The organism is Pseudomonas sp. DD1 (assembly GCF_044510355.1).
Lineage (GTDB): Bacteria > Pseudomonadota > Gammaproteobacteria > Pseudomonadales > Pseudomonadaceae > Aquipseudomonas > Aquipseudomonas shahriarae.
Window position 1 is genome coordinate 622,423 of the sequence record NZ_MSAJ01000011.1, and the last position, 18,900, is coordinate 641,322.

17 protein-coding genes are annotated in these 18,900 nt (G+C 62.9%); 11 read left to right on the plus strand and 6 right to left on the minus strand.

From position 1 onward, the window contains the following. Positions 1 to 149 precede the first annotated feature (149 nt). Positions 150 to 1,130 (minus strand): sugar-binding transcriptional regulator, encoded by a 981-nt coding sequence (locus PSFL_RS10635; protein ID WP_029293725.1) that lies wholly within the window; start codon positions 1,128 to 1,130, stop codon positions 150 to 152. Between the two features lie 63 nt (positions 1,131 to 1,193). Next, the gene (gene rpiB, locus PSFL_RS10640) at positions 1,194 to 1,655 is read right to left on the minus strand and encodes a ribose 5-phosphate isomerase B (protein WP_057440839.1); all 462 of its coding nucleotides are present in this window, start codon (positions 1,653 to 1,655) and stop codon (positions 1,194 to 1,196) included. Positions 1,656 to 1,937: 282 nt separating this feature from the next. Between rpiB and PSFL_RS10645 the strand changes: the two genes are divergently transcribed. The 7 genes from PSFL_RS10645 (at position 1,938) to dhaL (ending at position 9,239) form a co-directional block, all read left to right on the plus strand. Beyond that, on the plus strand, positions 1,938 to 3,425 hold the full coding sequence (locus PSFL_RS10645) for a sugar ABC transporter ATP-binding protein (protein ID WP_057444030.1): 1,488 nt from the start codon (positions 1,938 to 1,940) through the stop codon (positions 3,423 to 3,425). Beyond that, positions 3,422 to 4,399, plus strand: a complete 978-nt coding sequence (locus tag PSFL_RS10650; RefSeq protein WP_115128444.1) for an ABC transporter permease — start codon at positions 3,422 to 3,424, stop codon at positions 4,397 to 4,399. The genes PSFL_RS10645 and PSFL_RS10650 overlap by 4 nt, the downstream gene beginning before the upstream one ends. 55 nt (positions 4,400 to 4,454) lie before the next feature. Continuing rightward, a complete protein-coding gene (locus PSFL_RS10655; protein WP_115128445.1) occupies positions 4,455 to 5,462 on the plus strand; it encodes a substrate-binding domain-containing protein in 1,008 nt (335 codons plus the stop codon). A gap of 136 nt (positions 5,463 to 5,598) precedes the next feature. Continuing rightward, positions 5,599 to 6,354: an SDR family oxidoreductase gene (locus PSFL_RS10660; RefSeq protein WP_170044254.1), complete on the plus strand. Its 756-nt coding sequence runs from the start codon at positions 5,599 to 5,601 to the stop codon at positions 6,352 to 6,354. Between the two features lie 26 nt (positions 6,355 to 6,380). Then, positions 6,381 to 7,496 carry a zinc-binding dehydrogenase gene (locus tag PSFL_RS10665; protein ID WP_115128447.1) on the plus strand — a complete coding sequence of 372 codons (1,116 nt, stop codon included), beginning with the start codon at positions 6,381 to 6,383 and terminating at the stop codon, positions 7,494 to 7,496. A gap of 90 nt (positions 7,497 to 7,586) precedes the next feature. Further along, positions 7,587 to 8,588 carry a dihydroxyacetone kinase subunit DhaK gene (locus PSFL_RS10670; protein WP_397469989.1) on the plus strand — a complete coding sequence of 334 codons (1,002 nt, stop codon included), beginning with the start codon at positions 7,587 to 7,589 and terminating at the stop codon, positions 8,586 to 8,588. A gap of 3 nt (positions 8,589 to 8,591) precedes the next feature. Beyond that, complete coding sequence (gene dhaL, locus PSFL_RS10675) at positions 8,592 to 9,239, plus strand: dihydroxyacetone kinase subunit DhaL (RefSeq protein WP_115128449.1); 648 nt, start codon at positions 8,592 to 8,594, stop codon at positions 9,237 to 9,239. Positions 9,240 to 9,249: 10 nt separating this feature from the next. Here dhaL and PSFL_RS10680 read toward each other — a convergent pair whose 3' ends face one another. Continuing rightward, positions 9,250 to 10,125, minus strand: coding sequence for a LysR family transcriptional regulator (locus tag PSFL_RS10680; protein ID WP_057959238.1), 876 nt, complete (start codon positions 10,123 to 10,125; stop codon positions 9,250 to 9,252). 150 nt (positions 10,126 to 10,275) lie between these two features. On the opposite strand from PSFL_RS10680, the gene PSFL_RS10685 reads away from it, so the two are divergent. Further along, positions 10,276 to 11,802, plus strand: coding sequence for an MFS transporter (locus tag PSFL_RS10685; RefSeq protein WP_397469990.1), 1,527 nt, complete (start codon positions 10,276 to 10,278; stop codon positions 11,800 to 11,802). A gap of 34 nt (positions 11,803 to 11,836) precedes the next feature. Here PSFL_RS10685 and sohB read toward each other — a convergent pair whose 3' ends face one another. Continuing rightward, entirely contained in the window at positions 11,837 to 12,859 is a 1,023-nt protein-coding gene (sohB, locus tag PSFL_RS10690) for a protease SohB (protein WP_057959237.1), read from the minus strand. A gap of 361 nt (positions 12,860 to 13,220) precedes the next feature. On the opposite strand from sohB, the gene PSFL_RS10695 reads away from it, so the two are divergent. From PSFL_RS10695 to PSFL_RS10705, 3 genes are all read left to right on the plus strand, one after another. After that, a complete protein-coding gene (locus PSFL_RS10695) occupies positions 13,221 to 13,931 on the plus strand; it encodes a histidine phosphatase family protein (protein WP_200659686.1) in 711 nt (236 codons plus the stop codon). A gap of 56 nt (positions 13,932 to 13,987) precedes the next feature. Then, positions 13,988 to 14,302 carry an SCP2 sterol-binding domain-containing protein gene (locus PSFL_RS10700; protein ID WP_057440819.1) on the plus strand — a complete coding sequence of 105 codons (315 nt, stop codon included), beginning with the start codon at positions 13,988 to 13,990 and terminating at the stop codon, positions 14,300 to 14,302. Between the two features lie 179 nt (positions 14,303 to 14,481). Continuing rightward, positions 14,482 to 15,852 carry a VOC family protein gene (locus tag PSFL_RS10705; RefSeq protein ID WP_397469991.1) on the plus strand — a complete coding sequence of 457 codons (1,371 nt, stop codon included), beginning with the start codon at positions 14,482 to 14,484 and terminating at the stop codon, positions 15,850 to 15,852. A 146-nt stretch (positions 15,853 to 15,998) separates the two neighbouring features. Here PSFL_RS10705 and PSFL_RS10710 read toward each other — a convergent pair whose 3' ends face one another. Together PSFL_RS10710 and PSFL_RS10715 are read right to left on the minus strand one after the other, a co-directional pair. Beyond that, a complete protein-coding gene (locus PSFL_RS10710; protein WP_032857259.1) occupies positions 15,999 to 16,238 on the minus strand; it encodes a DUF465 domain-containing protein in 240 nt (79 codons plus the stop codon). Between the two features lie 78 nt (positions 16,239 to 16,316). After that, positions 16,317 to 18,854, minus strand: a complete 2,538-nt coding sequence (locus PSFL_RS10715) for an excinuclease ABC subunit A (RefSeq protein ID WP_397469992.1) — start codon at positions 18,852 to 18,854, stop codon at positions 16,317 to 16,319. Positions 18,855 to 18,900 lie beyond the last annotated feature (46 nt).

Sequence of the window (18,900 nt, forward strand, 5' to 3'; positions counted from 1 at the left end):
GCGTGGTGGCTTATGTGGGAGCTGGCTTGCCTGCGATAGCATCGCCTCGATCTAACTGATACACCGAGGTGCCTGCATCGCAGGCAAGCCAGCTCCCACACAAGCCCCCCCCCACACACGCCAGTGCCCATATTTTGAGAGGCGACAGGTCAGGTTTTGCGGGTAGCGTCGTCCAGCGCCAGGATGGTGTGGGCATTGGTTACCGTGGTCGCCAGCGTATTGATCACCCCCGAGCGCAACGCCCCCAGGGTCGCCGCCGCCTTGGTGTTTTCACTGGCAATCGCCACCACATCGGGAATGCGGAACAACTCCTGCACCGTCAAGCCGATCACTCGCCCCTGGATGGCGTTGACCGCCGGCTGGCCATGAATGTCGATAAAGTCGTACCCCATCATGTCGCCCACCGTGCCGGACAAGCGCGCCTGGGCGATTTCCTGGGGTGAGAACCAGCCCATGCGCACCATATTGCTGTTCTCGCTCATGTCGCCGATGCCGATCAGCGCCATATCGGCGCGCCGTGCGCGGTCGAGGGTGGAGCGTACGGTGTCGTTGCTGATCAACACGCTGCGCAGTTCCGGGTTGGCCACCAGCGCCGGGGCGTACAGGCTTTCGCTCTCGCCGCCAAAACGCAGGGCCAGGCGTCGGCAGATATGGTCGGGGTTCATGTATTCGCCCGCCTTGAGCGAACCGCCAATGGCGCAGACAAATGTGCAGTTGCGCGTCACCGGCAAAAACACGTTATCGGCCACCGCCCCCACATTGCGCCCCATGCCCACAGCGACAATCATGCCGTCGCCCAGGGTCTTGTTCAGGTAGTTGGCCACCAGGCTGGCCACGGCGGAGCGCTGGGTGTCGGCGTCACTGTGATCGACCGCGATCAACGCGCGGTCCAGCTGGAAGCGCTCCACCAACGCCTGTTCCAATTCGTTGTTCATCGCCGGATGCTGCAGTACCCGCACCTCGACTATCCCTTCATCGCGCGCACGCTTGAGCAGCCGGCTGACTTTGGCCCGGGACAGGTCAAAGCGCTTGGCGATGGCTTCCTGAGTGACGTTCTCAAGGTAATAGAGCATCGCCACTTCGGTCATCAGATCGATATCGCTGGCGGTGCGCAGGGTACTGTCACTCATGGGGACGGGCTTCCGTTTCGGCGTCAAAGGCGCATTCTCCCGACTCTTGCCCCGCTACGTCCACTACTGATGCCCATCACGCTCAATGGCGTTGATGCGCTCGACCTTGGCTCCGGAACGCGCTGCCTCGAACTCCGAGGCCAGAAACGCGGTGACGATGCTCTTGGCCAGCTCCGCCCCCACCACCCGCGCACCGATGGACAGGATCTGCGCATCGTTGCTCTTGCGCGCCCGCTCCGCCGAATAGGTGTCATGGGCCTGAGCCGCGCGAATACCCAAGACTTTATTGGCCGAGATGGCCATGCCGATGCCCGTGCCACACACCAGCACTCCCAGGCGCTGCTGCCCGCCGTTGATGGCCGTGGCCACCGCCAGCGCAATATCCGGGTACAGCACCGGCGCCGTGGAATGGGTGCCAAAGTCGGTCACCGGATACCCCAGCGCCTCGATATGGCGCTTCAACAGCTCCTTGAGCTCAAAACCCGCTTCGTCACATCCGATAGCCACCGGGAAAGGTGTGTTCATGGCATTAGGCTCCGCTGCCGTGGTGAAACTTAAGACTGATCATATGATCACTCAGTGAAATTTCGATCAAGCATTTCTCGGATATTCCCTCGCAACTGTCAAGCACGTTTTAACTGACCCTCCAGTCAAACCCCTCTAAAACGCCAAACATTAAGAAATTGCCGGCGATTACAAGTTTCCAGTGAAAGAGATTGACTGATCAGAATTTCATTTGGTACACATATGATCACGCAGCAACACGACTGTGTACCTAATAAGAATTCACAGCACGAGGACACGCCGATGGCCACGCCATTACTGCTCCAGGCTGAACACGTCGCCAAGGCCTACGCCGGCATCCCTGCCCTGCGTGACGGTCGCCTCTCGCTGCGGGCCGGTAGCGTGCACGCCCTGTGCGGCGGCAATGGCGCGGGCAAATCCACCTTCCTCAGTATCTTGATGGGCATCACCCAGCGTGATGCCGGCAACATCCTGCTCAATGGCGCTCCCGTACATTTCAATCGTCCCAGCGAAGCGCTGGCGGCGGGGGTCGCGATGATCACCCAGGAGCTGGAACCGATCCCCTACATGAGCGTCGCCGAAAACATCTGGCTGGGCCGCGAACCACGGCGCGCCGGCTGCATCGTCGACAGCAAGGAACTGCACCGGCGTACCCGCGAACTGCTGGAAAGCCTGGAGTTCGAGGTCGACGCCAGCGCCCCCATGCATCGCCTGAGCGTGGCGCAGATCCAACTGGTGGAGATCGCCAAGGCGTTCAGCCATGACTGCCAGGTGATGATCATGGACGAGCCCACGTCCGCCATCGGCGAGCGCGAAGCCGAAACCCTGTTCAAGGCCATCCGCCGCCTCACCGCCCGTGGCGCCGGGATCGTGTATGTGTCCCATCGCCTCAGCGAGCTTGCGCAGATAGCCGACGACTACAGCATCTTCCGCGATGGCGCCTTCGTCGAAAGCGGGCGCATGGCCGATATCGACCGCGCCCACCTGGTGCGCGGCATCGTCGGCCAGGAATTGACGCGCATCGACCACAAGGTCGGCCGCGAAAGCGCCGCCGACTGCTGCCTGGACGTCCAGGGCCTGAGCCGCAGCGGCGAGTTCCAGGACATCAGCCTGCAAGTGCGCCAGGGCGAAATCCTCGGCATCTACGGGCTGATGGGCTCGGGGCGCAGCGAGTTCCTCAACTGCATCTATGGCCTGACCACCCCGGACGCTGGCAGCGTCACCCTGCAAGGCAAGCCGATGCCCATCGGCCTGCCCAAGGCGACCATCCGCGCCGGCATGTCCCTGGTCACCGAAGACCGTAAGGAAAGCGGCCTGGTACTCAGCTCCAGCATCCTCTCGAACATCGCGCTGTCGGCGTACAAGCAACTGTCGAGTTGGTCGTTGATCAATGCGCGCAAGGAAACCCAACTGGCCGAGGACATGGTCAAGCGCCTGCAGATCAAGACCACCTCCCTCGATCTGCCAGTGGCGTCCATGAGCGGCGGCAACCAGCAAAAGGTAGTGCTCGCCAAATGCCTGTCGACCCAACCGGTGTGCCTGCTGTGCGATGAACCGACCCGGGGCATCGACGAAGGTGCCAAGCAGGAGATCTATCACTTGCTCGACCAGTTCGTGCGCGCCGGTGGCGCGGCCATCGTGGTGTCGTCCGAAGCCCCGGAACTGCTGCACCTGAGTGACCGTATCGCGGTCTTCAAGGGCGGCCGGCTGGTGACTATCAGCAGCGACACCGCCCTTTCCCAGGAAGCCTTGTTGAGTCTTGCCTCATGAATGCCAAAACCCTTGCCACGCCACTGACCACCCCCGCGCGCAGCCGTCTGCGCCTTTCCCTCGACCGCTTTGGCCTGCCACTGGTGTTTATCCTGCTGTGCGTGGTCATGGCGTTTTCCAGCGAATACTTCATGACCTGGCGCAACTGGATGGACATCCTGCGCCAGACCTCGATCAACGGCATCCTGGCAGTGGGCATGACCTACGTGATCCTGACCAAGGGCATCGACCTGTCGGTAGGTTCGATCCTCGCCTTCGCCGGGCTGTGCAGCGCCCTGGTCGCGACCCAGGGCTACGGACTGCTCGCCGCCGTCAGTGCCGGGATGTTCGCCGGAGCGATGCTGGGGATGGTCAACGGCTTCATGGTGGCCAATCTGTCGATCCCGCCTTTTGTTGCCACGCTGGGCATGCTGAGTGTGGCCCGGGGCATGACCTTTATCCTCAACGATGGCAGCCCGGTCACCGACCTGCCGGACGCCTACCTGGCCCTGGGCATCGGCAAGCTCGGGCCGATTGGCATACCGGTCATTATCTTTGCGGTGGTCGCGCTGATCTTCTGGATGGTGCTGCGCTACACCACCTACGGGCGCTATGTGTACGCGGTGGGCGGCAACGAAAAAAGCGCACGCACCTCGGGGATCGGCGTGCGCAAGGTGACGTTCTCGGTGTACGTGGTCTCGGGCTTGCTCGCCGGCCTGGCGGGCGTGGTGCTGTCCGCACGCACCACCTCCGCCCTGCCCCAGGCCGGCATGTCCTATGAGCTGGATGCGATTGCCGCCGTGGTGATCGGCGGCACCAGCCTGTCCGGCGGCGTCGGCACCATCGTCGGCACGCTGTTCGGCGCACTGCTGATCGGGGTGATCAACAACGGCCTGAACCTGCTTGGCGTGTCCTCCTATTACCAGCAGGTCGCCAAGGGCCTGATCATCGTACTCGCGGTGTTGATTGACGTGTGGCGCAAGAAAAAACGCTAGTCGCTTTTGCTCTGAACCGAACTGAACGACCACAACAATAAACGGGGTTCTCATTATGAAATTCGCTACATCGTTTGCCGCCGTGGCGGCCCTCTCCCTGCTCGCCAGCAGCATCACCCTGGCCGCCGATGGCAAGACCTACAAAATCGGCGCCGCCGTGTACGGCCTCAAGGGCCAGTTCATGCAGAACTGGGTGCGCGAGCTGAAGGAGCATCCGGCGGTCAAGGACGGCACCGTGCAGTTGACCGTCTTCGACGGCAACTATGACGCGCTGACCCAGAACAACCAGATCGAAAACATGGTCACCCAGCGCTACGACGCGATCCTCTTCGTGCCCATCGACACCAAGGCCGGTGTCGGCACGGTGAAGCAGGCAATGTCCAACGATGTGGTGGTGATCGCCTCCAACACCAAGGTCGCCGACGCCAGCGTGCCGTACGTGGGCAACGACGATGTCGAGGGTGGTCGCCTGCAGGCCCAGGCCATGGTCGACAAACTCCAGGGCAAGGGCAATGTGGTGATCATCCAGGGCCCGATTGGCCAGTCGGCGCAGATCGACCGGGAAAAAGGCGAGCTGGAAGTGCTGGGCAAACACCCCGGGATCAAGATCATCGAGAAAAAGACCGCCAACTGGGACCGCGCCCAGGCCCTGACCCTGACTGAAGACTGGCTGAACGCCCACCCCAAGGGCATCAACGGGGTGATCGCGCAAAACGACGACATGGCCCTCGGCGCCGTGCAGGCCCTCAAGTCCCATGGACTGACCTCCAAGGAGGTGCCTGTCACCTCCATCGACGGCATGCCCGACGCGATCCAGGCAGCGAAACGAGATGAAGTCACCACCTTCCTGCAAGACGCCCAGGCCCAGTCCCAGGGCGCACTGGACGTAGCCCTGCGGCAACTGGCGGGCGAAGACTACAAGCCCAAGTCGGTGATTTGGGAGCGCTATGCCAAGGACCTGAAATGGGCCGACGGCACCGCGAAGAACTACATCCTGCCGTGGGTGCCGGTAACCAATGCCAATGCGGATGCGCTGTACCAGCAGGTCAGCGGCACTAAATAGCAACGCGGTCAATGTGGAAGCTGGCTTGCCTGCGATTGCCTCACCTCGGCATCCCTGACAGACCGAGGTGCCCGCATCGCAGGCAAGCCAGCTCCCACATCCGATCTCCACTGTTTTTGAGAATGGAGTTAAACCAATGTCTGGATTCTGGAACCAAGCCTTCGACCTCAGCGGCCGCTGCGCCGTGATCACCGGTGGGGCTGCGGGGATTGGTCTGGCATGTGCCAGCCTGCTGGTGGAGCGTGGCGCACGCGTGGCGCTGCTCGACCGCGATCCGGCCGTGGTGGAAATAGCCGCCAGCCTCGGCGCCGGACATCTTGGCCTGGCCGTCGACCTGCGCCAGCTCGATCAGGTGCAGAGCAGCATCGACTACGTGTTCGCGCACTTCAAACGCCTGGATTATCTGATCAACAGCGCCGGCGTGGTGATGCTGGACAAGGCCATCGACGTCAGCGAAAACGCCTGGGACATCACCCTGGATATCAACCTCAAGGCCAGCTTTTTCGTGGCCCAGGCCTGCGCCCGGCACATGCTCGCCCAGGGCAGCGGGCGCATCGTCAACCTGGCGTCCCAGGCGGCGGTGATCGGCCTGGATCGGCATGTGGCCTATTGCGCGAGCAAGGCCGCGATTGTCGGCATGACCAAGGTCCTGGCCATGGAATGGGCGCCGCACATCACTGTAAATGCCATCTCCCCCACCATCGTCGAGACCGCCCTGGGCAAGAAAGCCTGGGCCGGCGAAGTGGGCGAACGGGCCAAATTGCAGATCCCGGCGGGCCGTTTTGCCCAGCCGGATGAAATCGCCGGGCTGGCGTTGTACCTGCTCAGCGACGCAGCCCAGATGATCACCGGCGCCAATATGGTGATCGACGGCGGCTACAGCATTCAGTAATCCTTCTATTCGTCGTGAGGTTTGTCATGTCCATCGCTACCGAACGTACCGCCGAACAACTCCACCCAGTGATCCCCAAGACCATGCAGGCCGTGGTCTGCCATGGCCCGGAAGACTATCGCCTGGAAACCGTCGATGTACCGACGCCAGGCCCCGACGAGATCCTGACCAAGGTCGAGCTGTGCGGCATCTGCATGGGCGATATCAAGACCTATCGCGGCGCGCCGTCGTTCTGGGGCGACGCCGAGCAGCCGCGCTACGTCAAGCCGCCGATGATTCCCGGGCATGAGTTTGTGTGCCGCGTGGTCGCCCTGGGCCCAGGCGCTGAAAAGCGCGGGGTGAAGGTCGGCGACCGGGTGATTTCCGAGCAGATCGTGCCCTGCTGGGGCTGCCGTTTCTGCAACCACGGCCAGTACTGGATGTGCCAGAAGCACGACCTCTATGGCTTCCAGAACAACGTACAGGGCGCCATGGCCCAGTACATGATTTTCACCAAGGAAGGCATCATCCACCAGGTGCCGGACTCCATCGCGCCGGACGAAGCGATCCTGATCGAGCCGCTGGCCTGCTCGCTGCACGCGGCGGAACGGGCCAATGTGGATTTCGACGATGTGGTGGTCGTGGCCGGCGCCGGCACCCTCGGCCTGGGGATCATCGGCGCGGTGCGCATGCGCAACCCCAAACGCCTGATCGTGCTCGACATGAAACCCGAACGCGCCGAACTGGCCCTGCGCATGGGCGCCGACGAAGTCTGGAACCCGGCCGAGGTTGATGTACTGGCGAAAATCCGCGAAATCACCGACGGCTATGGCTGCGATATCTATATCGAAGCCACCGGGCACCACAAAGCAGTGAACCAGGGCCTGGCGATGCTGCGCAAGCTGGGGCGTTTCGTCGAATTCAGCGTGTTCAACGACGAGGCCACGGTAGATTGGTCGATCATCGGCGACCGCAAGGAACTGGACGTACTCGGCTCGCACCTGGGCCCGTACATGTACCCACGGGCCATCGACTTTATCGGCAAGCGCAAGATCGACATGCGCGACGTGGTGACCCACAAGTTTGCGCTGGCGGATTTCAAGGAGGCGTTTGCGGTAATGGAGCGCGGGGACAAGTCCTTGAAGGTCGTGCTCGAGCCCTGAACCCAACACATATCCAAATGTGGAAGCGGGCCTGCCCGCTTCCACACTTGAACGACTGCGCCCAAGACAACAAGAACAGGAACCCGCGTTATGAATCGAGTCATCAACGATCCAGACCAAGTGGTCGAGGACATGCTGCGCGGCATTCTGGTCGCCCATCCCGAGTTGCGCCAATGCGACAGCAACCCCCGCGTGATCAGCAAGGCCAAGCCCTCCGGCCCAGGCCGCGTGGGCATCGTCACCGGCGGCGGTTCCGGCCATGAGCCGGCGTTTCTCGGCTACGTCGGCCCCGGCCTGGTGGACGCGGTGGCCGTCGGCGAAATTTTCTCGTCGCCCACCGCCAAGAGTTTCTTCGACGCGTTTCGTGTCGCCGATCACGGCGCCGGCGTGGCCTGTCTGTACGGCAACTATGCCGGCGACAATATGAACGTGAAGCTGGCGATGAAAATGGCCGCCAGCAAGGACATGCAGATCCGCACCGTGGTCGCCAACGATGACGTGGCGTCGGCACCCAAGGCCGATATCGCCAAGCGCCGCGGGGTCGCCGGGGAAATCTTCATGTGGAAGATCGGCGGGGCCGCCGCCGCGCAGCACTATGACCTGGATGGAGTGATCCGCGTCGCACAGAAGACGGTCGATCACTGCCGCTCCATCGGCATCGGCCTGACGCCTTGCACCATTGCCGCGGTGGGCAAGCCGAACTTCCAGATCCCGGACGGCCAGATGGAGTTGGGGATCGGCCACCACGGCGAACCCGGGATCGAAGTGATCCCGATCGAGTCTGCAGCAGCCATGGCTGAACGCATGCTTGCACCGATCCTCGCCGACCGCGATTTCAGCCAGGATGACAGCGTGGTGGTGCTGGTCTCGGGCCTGGGCGCGACGCCGGTGATGGAGCTGTACATCTTCTACGCCGAAGTCGAAAGCCAGCTCAAGGCCAAGGGCCTGAAGATCCATCGCTGCTACGTCGGCAACTACTTCACTTCCCTGGAAATGATGGGCGTGACCCTGACCCTGCTGGGCCTGGATGCCGAACTGAAAACCCTGATCGACCAACCTTGCCGCTCCATCGGCATGACCCAGGCGGAATAGACCATGAGCCAGCATTTTTCTACCCACGACGGCAGTGCGATTGTCACCGACCTGGTCAGCGTGATCGTCGCCAACCGTGAATACCTCAGCGAAGTCGATGGCGCGATTGGCGATGGCGACCACGGCATCAACATGGCCAAGGGCTTCGCCCATTGCGGCCGCACCCTCGAAGGCCGGCAACTGACCCTGGCCGAGGCCCTGGATGAACTGACCCTGAGCCTGATGGAAGGCATCGGCGGCTCCATGGGCCCGCTGTATGGCAGCCTGTTTATCGGCATGGCCGATGAAGTGCGCGGCAGCGAAAATATCGACGCCGCGACCTTCGCCCATCTACTGCGCGGCGGCCTCACCTCCCTGCAGGACATCACCGAAGCCGGCGTCGGCGATAAGTGCCTGATGGACACCCTGATCCCGGCGGTGGAGGCGTTTGAGCAGGCGCAGGCGGCGGGTGCGTCCTTCAGCGACGCCCTGGATGCGATGAAAAGCGCCGCCTCCCAGGGCCGCGACTCGACCAAGGACCTGGTGGCCAAGATCGGCCGGGCCAGCCGTTTGGGCGAACGCTCGCTGGGGGTGCTGGATGCGGGGGCGGTGTCCTGCTGCCTGATCCTCACGCAGCTGGCAGACTCGATACAGCCCCGCCTGACCCGGTAGGGGCCAGTTGCTACGGGGTGGGGTTGTGTTTGATGTGCTGGATATACCGCGCCACCGCCGGGGCTTTTTCAAAGCGCCGGTAGATCAGCGACAGCCACGACGACGCATCGCTGCCCTGGAGGGTGCGGTAGTGCACACCCGGCAAGCTGACATGCCCCACCACCGACTCCGGCACCACCGCCACGCCCTGCCCCAGGGACACCAGGGCAATCACCGCCACCAGGCCTCCCGGCTGCGGCCCCAGGCGCGGGGCATACCCGCCTTGCGCGGCCACCTGCAAGGTGCCGCTGATTTGCTCGGGCAGGATGAAGGTCTCGTTCTGCAAATGCTCGCAGGTGATCGCCTTCAAGCCCAGCAGCCACGAGCCCTGTGGCAGCGCCAGGACAAAACCCTCACTGCCCAGGCGTAGCGCCTCCACGCCGTCGGGCAGGGTCATGGGTGAGCGAATGTAGCCAATGTCGTAGCGCCCTTCGGCCACCAGCCCCGGCAACAAGGCCATGGGGCTTTCCCGCACGCTGAGGCTGACATCGGCAAACTCCGCACAAAACCCCTGCACCTGGCGTTGCAACACGCCGGAATACACCGCCGACGCCACATAGCCCAACTCGATATGGCCGATCTCGCCACGCCCGGCGCGCTGGGCATTGCGCTGGGCGAACTCGAACTGGCGCACGGTGGCTTCAGCTTCACCCAGCAACGCGCTGCCCGCCTCGGTCAGGCTGACATCCCGCTGACGCCGGATAAACAGGCGGGTACCCAGGGCGCGCTCCATATCCTGGATCTGTCGGCTCAAGGTGGGTGGGGCAATATCCAGTTGCTCGGCGGCCCGCGTGAAGTTGCGGTGCCGGGCAACGGCCAGGAAGTAGCGGAAATGACGTATTTCCATCGCAGGATTAGCTCAAAGGTAATGATGTGCTTCGTCTCGGCTAACAGAATCACTGGGCGCCGACGATAAGCTCACAGAACACCCACAGTAGAGAGTCCACCTGATGCCCGTCAAATCCGTCTTGCCTGTTGCCTGCCAGGTAATCCTGCCATGAGCCGGGTCAGCCCCCGCCTTACCCTGTTGACCGCCTCCGGGGTCTGTTCGTTGATTGTCCTCGACACCAACATCGTCGCCGTGACCCTGCCGACCATTGCTCGCGACCTGGGCGCCAATTTCGCCGATATCGAATGGGTAGTCAGCGCCTATATGCTGGCGTTCGCCGCCCTGCTGCTGCCAGCCGGGAGCATTGCCGACCGCTTCGGCCGCAAGAAAACCCTGGTGTGGGGCCTGGGGATTTTTATTCTCGCCTCCCTGGGCTGTGGCGCCGCGCCCAGCGTGCTGCTGCTGGATATCGCCCGTGCCGTGAAGGGTGTCGGTGCAGCGTTGCTGCTGACCTCGGCCCTGGCCTCCATCGGCCATGCCTTTCACGATGACCTGGAACGGGCCAAGGCCTGGGCATTCTGGGGCGCCTGCATGGGCGTGGCGATGACCGCCGCGCCGACCCTTGGCGGCCTGATTACCCACTACATGGGCTGGCGCTGGATTTTCTACCTCAACCTGCCGGTGGGCCTGGCCTTGCTCGCACTGGTCCTGCACGCCATCCCGGAATCGCGCGACAGCCAATCGGCGCGCCTCGACCCCTGGGGCAGCCTGACCTTCAGCGCCAGCCTGCTGTGCCTGATCTGGGGCCTGATCGAAGCCAATCGCATCGGCTGGGACAACCCGCTGACCTATGCGCGGCTGCTCGGCGGCGCGTTGCTGCTGGGCCTGTTTGTGTGGGTGGAGCGCTTGCAGCGCCGGCCCATGGTGGACCTGCAACTGTTCCATTACCCACGGTTTATCGGGGCCTTGCTGGGGATGTTTGCCTATGCCGGGTGTGCCCAGGTGATGATGACGCTGCTGCCGTTCTACCTGCAAAACGGCCTGGGGTTTTCCGCGATTGCCTCGGGCTTGGGGATGTTGCCGTTTGCCCTGACCATGCTGATCTGCCCGCGGATCGGCGCACGCCTGGCCAGCCGCTTCGCCCCCGCGAACATGATGGCGACCGGCCTGGCCCTGGTGGGCAGCGGCAACCTGCTCAGCGCCTGGGCGGTGAATGTCGGCGGTTATCTGCCGTTCGCCCTGGCGATTGCAGTGACTGGCGCCGGGGCCGGCCTGCTCAATGGCGACACCCAGAAAAACATCATGGCCTGCGTGCCAAGGGACCGCGCGGGCATGGCATCGGGCATGAGCACCACGATGCGTTTCAGCGCGATCATGTTGGCGATTGGGGTGTATGGCGCGCTATTGGCCAGTCATAGCGAGTATCTGCTGCAAACCAGCCTTGGTACGCAATGGCAGGCCCAGGTACCGGGGATTGCCTCGCGAGTGGTGGCCGGGGATATGCCAGCGGCCATGGCACTGCTGCCGGAATCGGCGCAGGGATGGGTGCAACCCTTGGCGTGGCAAGCGTTTGTCGGCGGGTTTGCCAGGGTGTTGTGGGTGGCGGGGCTATTGGGGCTGCTGGGGGCGCTGGTGGTGGGCCTGCTGATGAGGCATCCGATTCCACTGCTGCAGGATCGACGCGATCCCCTGTAGGTGCCGGCTTGCCGGCGCCTACAGGGTGGGTGAGTTACCAGAAACGCTGTTGAGTCAGGCGGCTCCACCAGGTGAGCAGCACCCGGTCCACCGAGCCGCTGGCCGCCAGGCCCACCCGCTCCTGCAGGCTTTTACGCTCGGCATAGTGCAGGTGGAACAACTCGGCGGTCTTGGCCTTGGTGGCCAGGTATTCGTCACTGGTCTGCAGCGCGTCTACCAACTGCTTGTCCAGCGCCGCGACGCCCAACCAGACTTCGCCGGTAGCCACTTCATCAATCGCCAGTTGCGGGCGATAGCGCGACACGAAGTTCTTGAACAGTTGATGGGTGATATCCAGGTCTTCCTGGAACTTCTCCCGGCCCTTCTCGGTGTTTTCGCCAAACACCGTCAGGGTGCGCTTGTACTCGCCAGCGGTGAGTACTTCAAAGTCGATATCGTGTTTTTTCAGCAGGCGGTTGACGTTGGGCAACTGGGCCACCACGCCAATCGAGCCGAGGATGGCAAACGGTGCGCTGATGATCTTCTCGCCGATGCACGCCATCATGTAGCCGCCGCTGGCCGCGACCTTGTCGATGCACACCGTCAACGGCACACCCGCCTCGCGGATCCGCGCCAATTGCGAGGACGCCAGGCCATAGCTGTGGACCATGCCACCGCCGCTTTCCAGGCGCAGTACCACTTCGTCCTTGGGCGTGGCCAGGCTCAGCAGCGCAGTGATTTCGTGGCGCAGGCTGTCGGTGGCCGACGCCTTGATGTCCCCGTCAAAATCCAGGACAAACACCCGTGGCTTGGCCTCGGGGGTTTTCTTCTGTTTTTTCTCGGCCTTGCCCTGGGACTTGCGCAGGGCCTTGAGCTGATCCTTGTCGAGCAGGGTCTGCTCCAGGCGCTCGCGCAGGCCTTTGTAAAAGTCATTGAGCTTGCTGACCTGCAACTGCCCGGCATTCTTGCGCCGGCCCTTGCTGCGCAACGCCGCAAAACTGATCAGCACCACCAGGATGGCGACGACCAACGTGACGGTTTTAGCCAGAAAACTTGCATACTCAGCCAAAAACTCCATGGGACTCCTTACAGAAACGGTGCGCCAGGCGCGATTGCCCCAGCATACCGATGGGACGGCCGGTGAGCCAGAGCTGAAACCCCTTGAAACGGGCCTCTCAAGGCTCATGCTCGTGAAAGGATCCAACAAACACCGCTAAACCCTGTGGGAGCTGTCGAGCCTTGGCGAGGCTGCGATAGCGGTGGGCCAGGCAACATCCCTGCTGACAGTGCCGCTGCCATCGCAGCCTCGCCAAGGCTCGACAGCTCCCACACGGATATCGGCCTCTAACGGGCTTTTAAAACAAGCGTATGTTTTTTCATTGACAGCTTCCCGGCATCCTCATAACCTCGCCAGACTTTCAACGTACCGGGTGACGGACGTGGGCAGCATCTATTTGATTCGACATGGCCAGGCCTCCTTCGGTGCAGACGACTATGATGTCCTGTCGCCCGTGGGTGTGCAGCAGGCGCAGATACTGGGCAGCCATCTGGCAGACCTGGGCCTGACGTTCGACCGCTGTGTGTCGGGCGACCTGCGGCGCCAGCAGCACACGGCCAATGCCACGCTCGAGTCCATCGGCGCCCTGGGCTTGCCGGTGCCGCCCCTGGAAATCGACAGTGCCTTCAACGAATTCGACGCCGACGCGATCATCCGCGCCCTGCTGCCGGACCTGCTCGACAGCGAGCCCGAAGCCCTGGATATCCTGCGCAACGCCCAGCAAAACCGTGGCGAGTTCCAGCGTATCTTCGCCCTGATCATCGAACGCTGGCTGAGCGGCACCTACGACACCCCCGGCCTGGAAAGCTGGCTGGGGTTTGTCGAGCGCGTCCAGGGTGGCCTGCTGCGCCTGCTGGAGACTGCCGACAGTTCCCACAAGATCGCCGTATTTACTTCTGGCGGCACCATCACCGCCCTGCTCCACCTGATTACCCGCATACCTGCCACCCAGGCTTTCGAGCTGAACTGGCAGATTGTCAACACTTCGCTCAACCACTTGAAGTTCCGTGGACGCGAAGTGGCACTGGCTTCCTTCAACAGCCATACCCACTTGCAACTGTTGAAGGCGCCGCAGCTCATCACCTTCCGATGAATTGCGGCCAACCGTGACCCCAAGGTCACTGGCACCACCCATAAAAGGATCGAACCATGACTGACGTAGCTAAAGCCGTAGAAGCAATGAAAGCCAAATTCAACCCAGCCGCTGCCGACGGCCTGGACCTGGTGTTCGGTTTCCGTATCGACGAGAGCCAGAACTTCTCCCTGATCGTCAAGGACAACACCTGCGAACTGCAAGAAGGCGTGAACCCTGACGCCCAGGTGACTCTGGTGATGGACGCTGAAACCATGAAAGGTATCGTCAGCGGCGAAACCGACGGCATGCAGGCCTTCATGGGCGGCAAACTGCGCGCCGAAGGCGACATGATGCTGGCGATGAAACTGAGCGAACTGTTCCCGGCCTGATCCAGGGCAACCTGGGTTGACCAATCCCGCCTACCCAGGCGGGATTTTTGTGTGTGCCTGTGGCGCTCATTCATTTGCAGAATGAAGTCCAGAGGAATCTTCGTTTGCGCCCTCGGGCAGCGCCCAACAAAATCTGGCTTACGGCCCACACCACCGTTACCGCAGCCAGGAATTTTTCTATGCCTACCCCGCGCTTTATCAGCCCCGATGCCATCCGCAAAGACTTCTCCAAGGCCATGTCCGACATGTACCGCGAGGAAGTGCCGCTGTATGGCGCGCTGCTGGAGTTGGTGGCCGAAACCAATGCCCGGGTGCTGGCGAGCGATCCAGACCTGGCGCAGCAACTGCAGCACACTGGCGAAATCCAGCGCCTGGACATGGAGCGCCACGGCGCCATCCGCCTGGGCAGCGCCTATGAGCTGGCAACCATCAGCCGCCTGTTTGCAGTAATGGGCATGCACCCGGTGGGTTACTACGACCTCACCCCGGCCGGCGTGCCGGTGCATTCCACGGCCTTTCGCGCCGTGCATGAAAGCGCCTTGCAGACCAGCCCGTTCCGGGTCTTCACCTCGCTGCTGCGCCTGGAGCTGATCGAAAACCTTGAACTGCGAGCCTTTGCCGAATCAGCCCTGGCCAAGCGCTCCATCTTCACCCCACGGGCCCTGGCCCTGATCGAACAGGCCGAAGCCGACGGCGGCCTGAATGCCAGCGATGCCCAGGCCTTTATCCAGCAAGCCCTGGAAACCTTTCGCTGGCACCACACCTCCACGGTCAGCGCGGCCCAGTACCAGCAACTCAGCGACCAGCACCGGCTGATTGCCGACGTGGTGGCCTTCAAGGGCCCGCATATCAATCACCTGACCCCACGCACCCTGGACATCGACCGCGTACAAGCCGACATGCCCGGCAAAGGCATCACCCCCAAAGCCGTGATCGAAGGCCCACCCCGCCGCCAATGCCCGATCCTGCTGCGCCAGACCAGTTTCAAGGCCCTCGACGAAGCCATTGCCTTTACCGATGCCAGGGGCAGCCACAGCGCACGCTTTGGCGAAATCGAACAACGTGGCGTGGCCCTGACGCCCAAGGGCCGGGCGCTTTATGACCAACTGCTCAACGCCGCGCGGGACGAACTGGGTGCCTTTCCCAATGAAGCCAACGCCCAGCGCTATACCGAACTGATGGCACAGCACTTCCAGGCCTTCCCGGATAACCATCGGGCCATGCGCGAGCAAGGTTTGGCGTACTTTCGCTACCGAGTGACCGACAAGGGCCGTGCCGCCGAGAAGGACGCGCCACAGAGTCTGGACGCGTTGATCGAGGCGGGTTACGTCGATATCGAACCGTTGGTGTATGAAGATTTTCTGCCGGTCAGCGCGGCGGGGATTTTCCAGTCGAACCTGGGCGATGCGGCGCAGAGTCACTACGCGGCCAACGCCAACCAGGCTGAGTTTGAACAGGCCCTGGGCCGCCAGACCCTTGATGAGTTGCAGCTGTATGCAGACACCCAGCAGCGCTCGATCGACGCCTGCCTGCAGGTGCTGCGCACCTAGAAAAAGAGTTCGCCCGACACCACAACGCATTCCATGCGCAGTCAACGTGCCCCAGGGTCGGGCGAACGGTTGGGATAATAGGCAGTGGCGGGGTTGTTGTCCTTGGGGCAATTCTGAACAAATATGGACCCCTCCCCCAGCGTTGGCTAATGCCCCTTGGTCTGCTCCAGTTGTTCGACGATTTTATCTTTGATCAACAGGCGTTTCTTCTTCAGGTTCTCCACATCATCGTCATTGGCACTTGCAGATTCAGCCTCCAGCACCTCCTTGTCGGCAACGTCATACTGGGTGAGCAATACATCCAACCGATGGTGGCTTGCCCGACGCTGCTGGACATCCTCCTTGCTCAACCCCAAATCCTGATAAAGATCATGTTTCACTGGCATGAAGTACCTCCGCAAGTTAATCAATGACTGGTCCACCTTGAAGCTAGCCCATCCAGGGGCCTCTTGTCATGCCCAAGGTCAATTCCCTTGCCCCAGCTCGCGTGCGAGGAAGGGGGCAGTGCGGCTGGTTTGGTTCTGGGCGAGGTGCTGGGGCGTGCCGCTGGCGACGACGTTGCCGCCCTGGTCGCCGGCGCCTGGGCCGATGTCGATGACCCAGTCGCTCTGAGCCACCACGCGCATTTCGTGTTCGACCACAATCACTGTGTGACCGGCATCCACCAGGTGGTTGAGTTGCAGCAGCAGGCGGTCGACATCACGGGGGTGCAGGCCGGTGGTGGGCTCGTCGAGGACATACAGGGTTGCGCCCCGTGCGGTACGTTGCAGTTCGGTGGCCAGTTTGATCCGCTGGGCCTCGCCACCGGACAGCTCGGTGGCCGGCTGGCCCAGGCGCAGGTAGCCCAGGCCGATGTCGCGCAGGACCCGCAACGCGCGCAGCACGCTGGGTTGTTCGGCGAAGACGTCCACCGCCTGCTCAACGGTCAAGCCCAGCACCTGGGCAATGTTCAGGCCCCGCCAGGTAATCGCCAGGGTCTGGGGGTTGTAGCGCGCGCCGTGACAGGTCGGGCAAGGTGCGTAGACGCTGGGCATAAACAACAATTCGACGCTGACAAAACCCTCACCCTCGCACTTCGGGCAACGACCCTTGGCGACGTTGAAGGAGAACTGCCCGGCATCGTAGTGGTGTTTTTTCGCCGCAGGGGTAGCGGCGAACAGCTTGCGCACGTTATCGAACAGGCCAGTGTAGGTCGCGAGGTTGGAGCGCGGGGTGCGGCCGATGGGCTTCTGGTCCACCTGCACCAGGCGGCGGATCTGCTCCAGGCCCGCGCGGATGCGGCCACTGCTGGTTTGCGGCGCCGGGTCTTCGAGGTCGGGCTCGTCGTCGCTGACCACCACCCGACCCAGCCCCTCACCCACCAGGTCCAGCAGGGCCTGGCTGACCAGGCTGGATTTACCCGAGCCGGAAATCCCCGTCACAGCAGTAAAACAGCCCAGGGGAAAGTCCACGCTCACCTCGTCGAGGTTATTGCGGCTGACCCCTTCCAGGCTGAGCCAGCCGCTCGGCGCACGGCGCGAGGTGTTCAGCGGGCGCGGCTCGGCAAACAGGTATTCGCGGGTCTGTGACGCTGCAATCTGTGCCAGGCCTGCCGGTGGGCCGCTGTACAGCACCTGGCCGCCCTGCTCGCCCGCCGCCGGGCCGACGTCGATCAACCAGTCGGCACGGCGCATGGTTTCCAGGTCGTGCTCCACCACAAACAGTGAGTTGCCGGCGGCTTTCAGGCGCTCCAACGCCGTGAACAGGGCTTCGCCATCCGCCGGATGCAAGCCGGCCGACGGTTCGTCCAGCACATAGATCACGCCGAACAGCTGCGAGCCCAGTTGCGTCGCCAGGCGCAGGCGCTGCAGCTCGCCAGAGGACAGGGTTGGCGTGCTGCGCTCCAGGGACAGATAGCCCAGGCCCAGGTCGGTCAGGGTGCTGACCCGCTCCAGCAAATCCTGGGCGATGCGCTGGGCGGCCAGGCGTTTTTCCACCGAGAGTTTTACCCGACCCTTGCCCTCGGCCACCGGGCGCAGGAGCTGCGCCAGTTGCAACAATGTCAGTTGCGACAGCTCGCCAATATCCACCCCGGCAAACTTCACCGACAACGCGGCCTTGGTCAGGCGCTTGCCCTCGCACAAGGGGCACGGGCTGCCTTGCATAAATTGCGCGACACGCTTTTTCATCAGCGCGCTCTGGGTGTGGGTGAAGGTATGCAGAATGTAGCGACGGGCGCCGCTGAAAGTACCCTGGTAGCTGGGTTCGAGTTTGCGCTTGAGGGCCTCGCGGGTCTGCTCCGGGGTCAAGCCGGCATACACCGGCACCGTGGGCGTGTCCTCGGTGAAGAGGATCCAGTCGCGCTGTTTTTTCGGCAGCTCGCGCCAGGGGATATCGACGTCGTAACCCAGGGTCACAAGGATGTCCCGCAGGTTTTGCCCCTGCCAGGCCAGCGGCCAGGCGGCGACCGCCCGCTGGCGGATGGTCAGGGACGGATCGGGCACCATCAGTGCCTCGGTCACTTCATACACGCGGCCCAGGCCGTGGCACTGCGGGCAGGCGCCCTGGGGTAGGTTCGGCGAGAAGTCTTCGGCATACAGCATCGGCTGCCCCGGCGGATAACTGCCGGCACGGGAATAGAGCATGCGGATCAGGCTGGACAAGGTGGTCACGCTGCCCACCGACGAGCGCGTGCTCGGCGTGCCCCGCTGCTGTTGCAGGGCCACGGCCGGCGGCAGCCCCTCGATGGAGTCCACATCCGGCACGCCCACCTGGTCAATCAGGCGCCGGGCATAAGGCGCGACCGACTCGAAGTAACGCCGCTGCGCCTCGGCGTACAACGTGGAAAACGCCAGGGATGATTTGCCCGACCCCGACACCCCGGTGAACACCACCAGGGCATCCCGTGGGATGTCCACATCGACATTGCGCAGGTTATGTTCCCGGGCGCCGCGCACCCGGACAAAACCGGGGCGCGCGGCCAGAAGATCAGTGGCAGGCGGCAAGTGGCGCGATGAAGTCATGGTCAACCTTATAAGAGTCAGCGGTCCAGGGGTGGATCCGGCAACA

Excerpts from the sequence above, each read along its gene's own strand:
- PSFL_RS10635 (WP_029293725.1), bottom strand. The coding sequence starts at position 1,130 with ATGAGTGACAGTACCCTGCGCACCGCCAGCGATATCGATCTGATGACC.
- PSFL_RS10660 (WP_170044254.1), top strand. The coding sequence starts at position 5,599 with ATGTCTGGATTCTGGAACCAAGCCTTCGACCTCAGCGGCCGCTGCGCC.
- PSFL_RS10655 (WP_115128445.1), top strand. The coding sequence starts at position 4,455 with ATGAAATTCGCTACATCGTTTGCCGCCGTGGCGGCCCTCTCCCTGCTC.
- rpiB (WP_057440839.1), bottom strand. The coding sequence starts at position 1,655 with ATGAACACACCTTTCCCGGTGGCTATCGGATGTGACGAAGCGGGTTTT.
- PSFL_RS10705 (WP_397469991.1), top strand. The coding sequence starts at position 14,482 with ATGCCTACCCCGCGCTTTATCAGCCCCGATGCCATCCGCAAAGACTTC.
- PSFL_RS10685 (WP_397469990.1), top strand. The coding sequence starts at position 10,276 with ATGAGCCGGGTCAGCCCCCGCCTTACCCTGTTGACCGCCTCCGGGGTC.
- PSFL_RS10710 (WP_032857259.1), bottom strand. The coding sequence starts at position 16,238 with ATGCCAGTGAAACATGATCTTTATCAGGATTTGGGGTTGAGCAAGGAG.
- dhaL (WP_115128449.1), top strand. The coding sequence starts at position 8,592 with ATGAGCCAGCATTTTTCTACCCACGACGGCAGTGCGATTGTCACCGAC.
- PSFL_RS10680 (WP_057959238.1), bottom strand. The coding sequence starts at position 10,125 with ATGGAAATACGTCATTTCCGCTACTTCCTGGCCGTTGCCCGGCACCGC.
- PSFL_RS10645 (WP_057444030.1), top strand. The coding sequence starts at position 1,938 with ATGGCCACGCCATTACTGCTCCAGGCTGAACACGTCGCCAAGGCCTAC.
- PSFL_RS10665 (WP_115128447.1), top strand. The coding sequence starts at position 6,381 with ATGTCCATCGCTACCGAACGTACCGCCGAACAACTCCACCCAGTGATC.
- PSFL_RS10670 (WP_397469989.1), top strand. The coding sequence starts at position 7,587 with ATGAATCGAGTCATCAACGATCCAGACCAAGTGGTCGAGGACATGCTG.
- PSFL_RS10700 (WP_057440819.1), top strand. The coding sequence starts at position 13,988 with ATGACTGACGTAGCTAAAGCCGTAGAAGCAATGAAAGCCAAATTCAAC.
- PSFL_RS10650 (WP_115128444.1), top strand. The coding sequence starts at position 3,422 with ATGAATGCCAAAACCCTTGCCACGCCACTGACCACCCCCGCGCGCAGC.
- sohB (WP_057959237.1), bottom strand. The coding sequence starts at position 12,859 with ATGGAGTTTTTGGCTGAGTATGCAAGTTTTCTGGCTAAAACCGTCACG.
- PSFL_RS10715 (WP_397469992.1), bottom strand. The coding sequence starts at position 18,854 with ATGACTTCATCGCGCCACTTGCCGCCTGCCACTGATCTTCTGGCCGCG.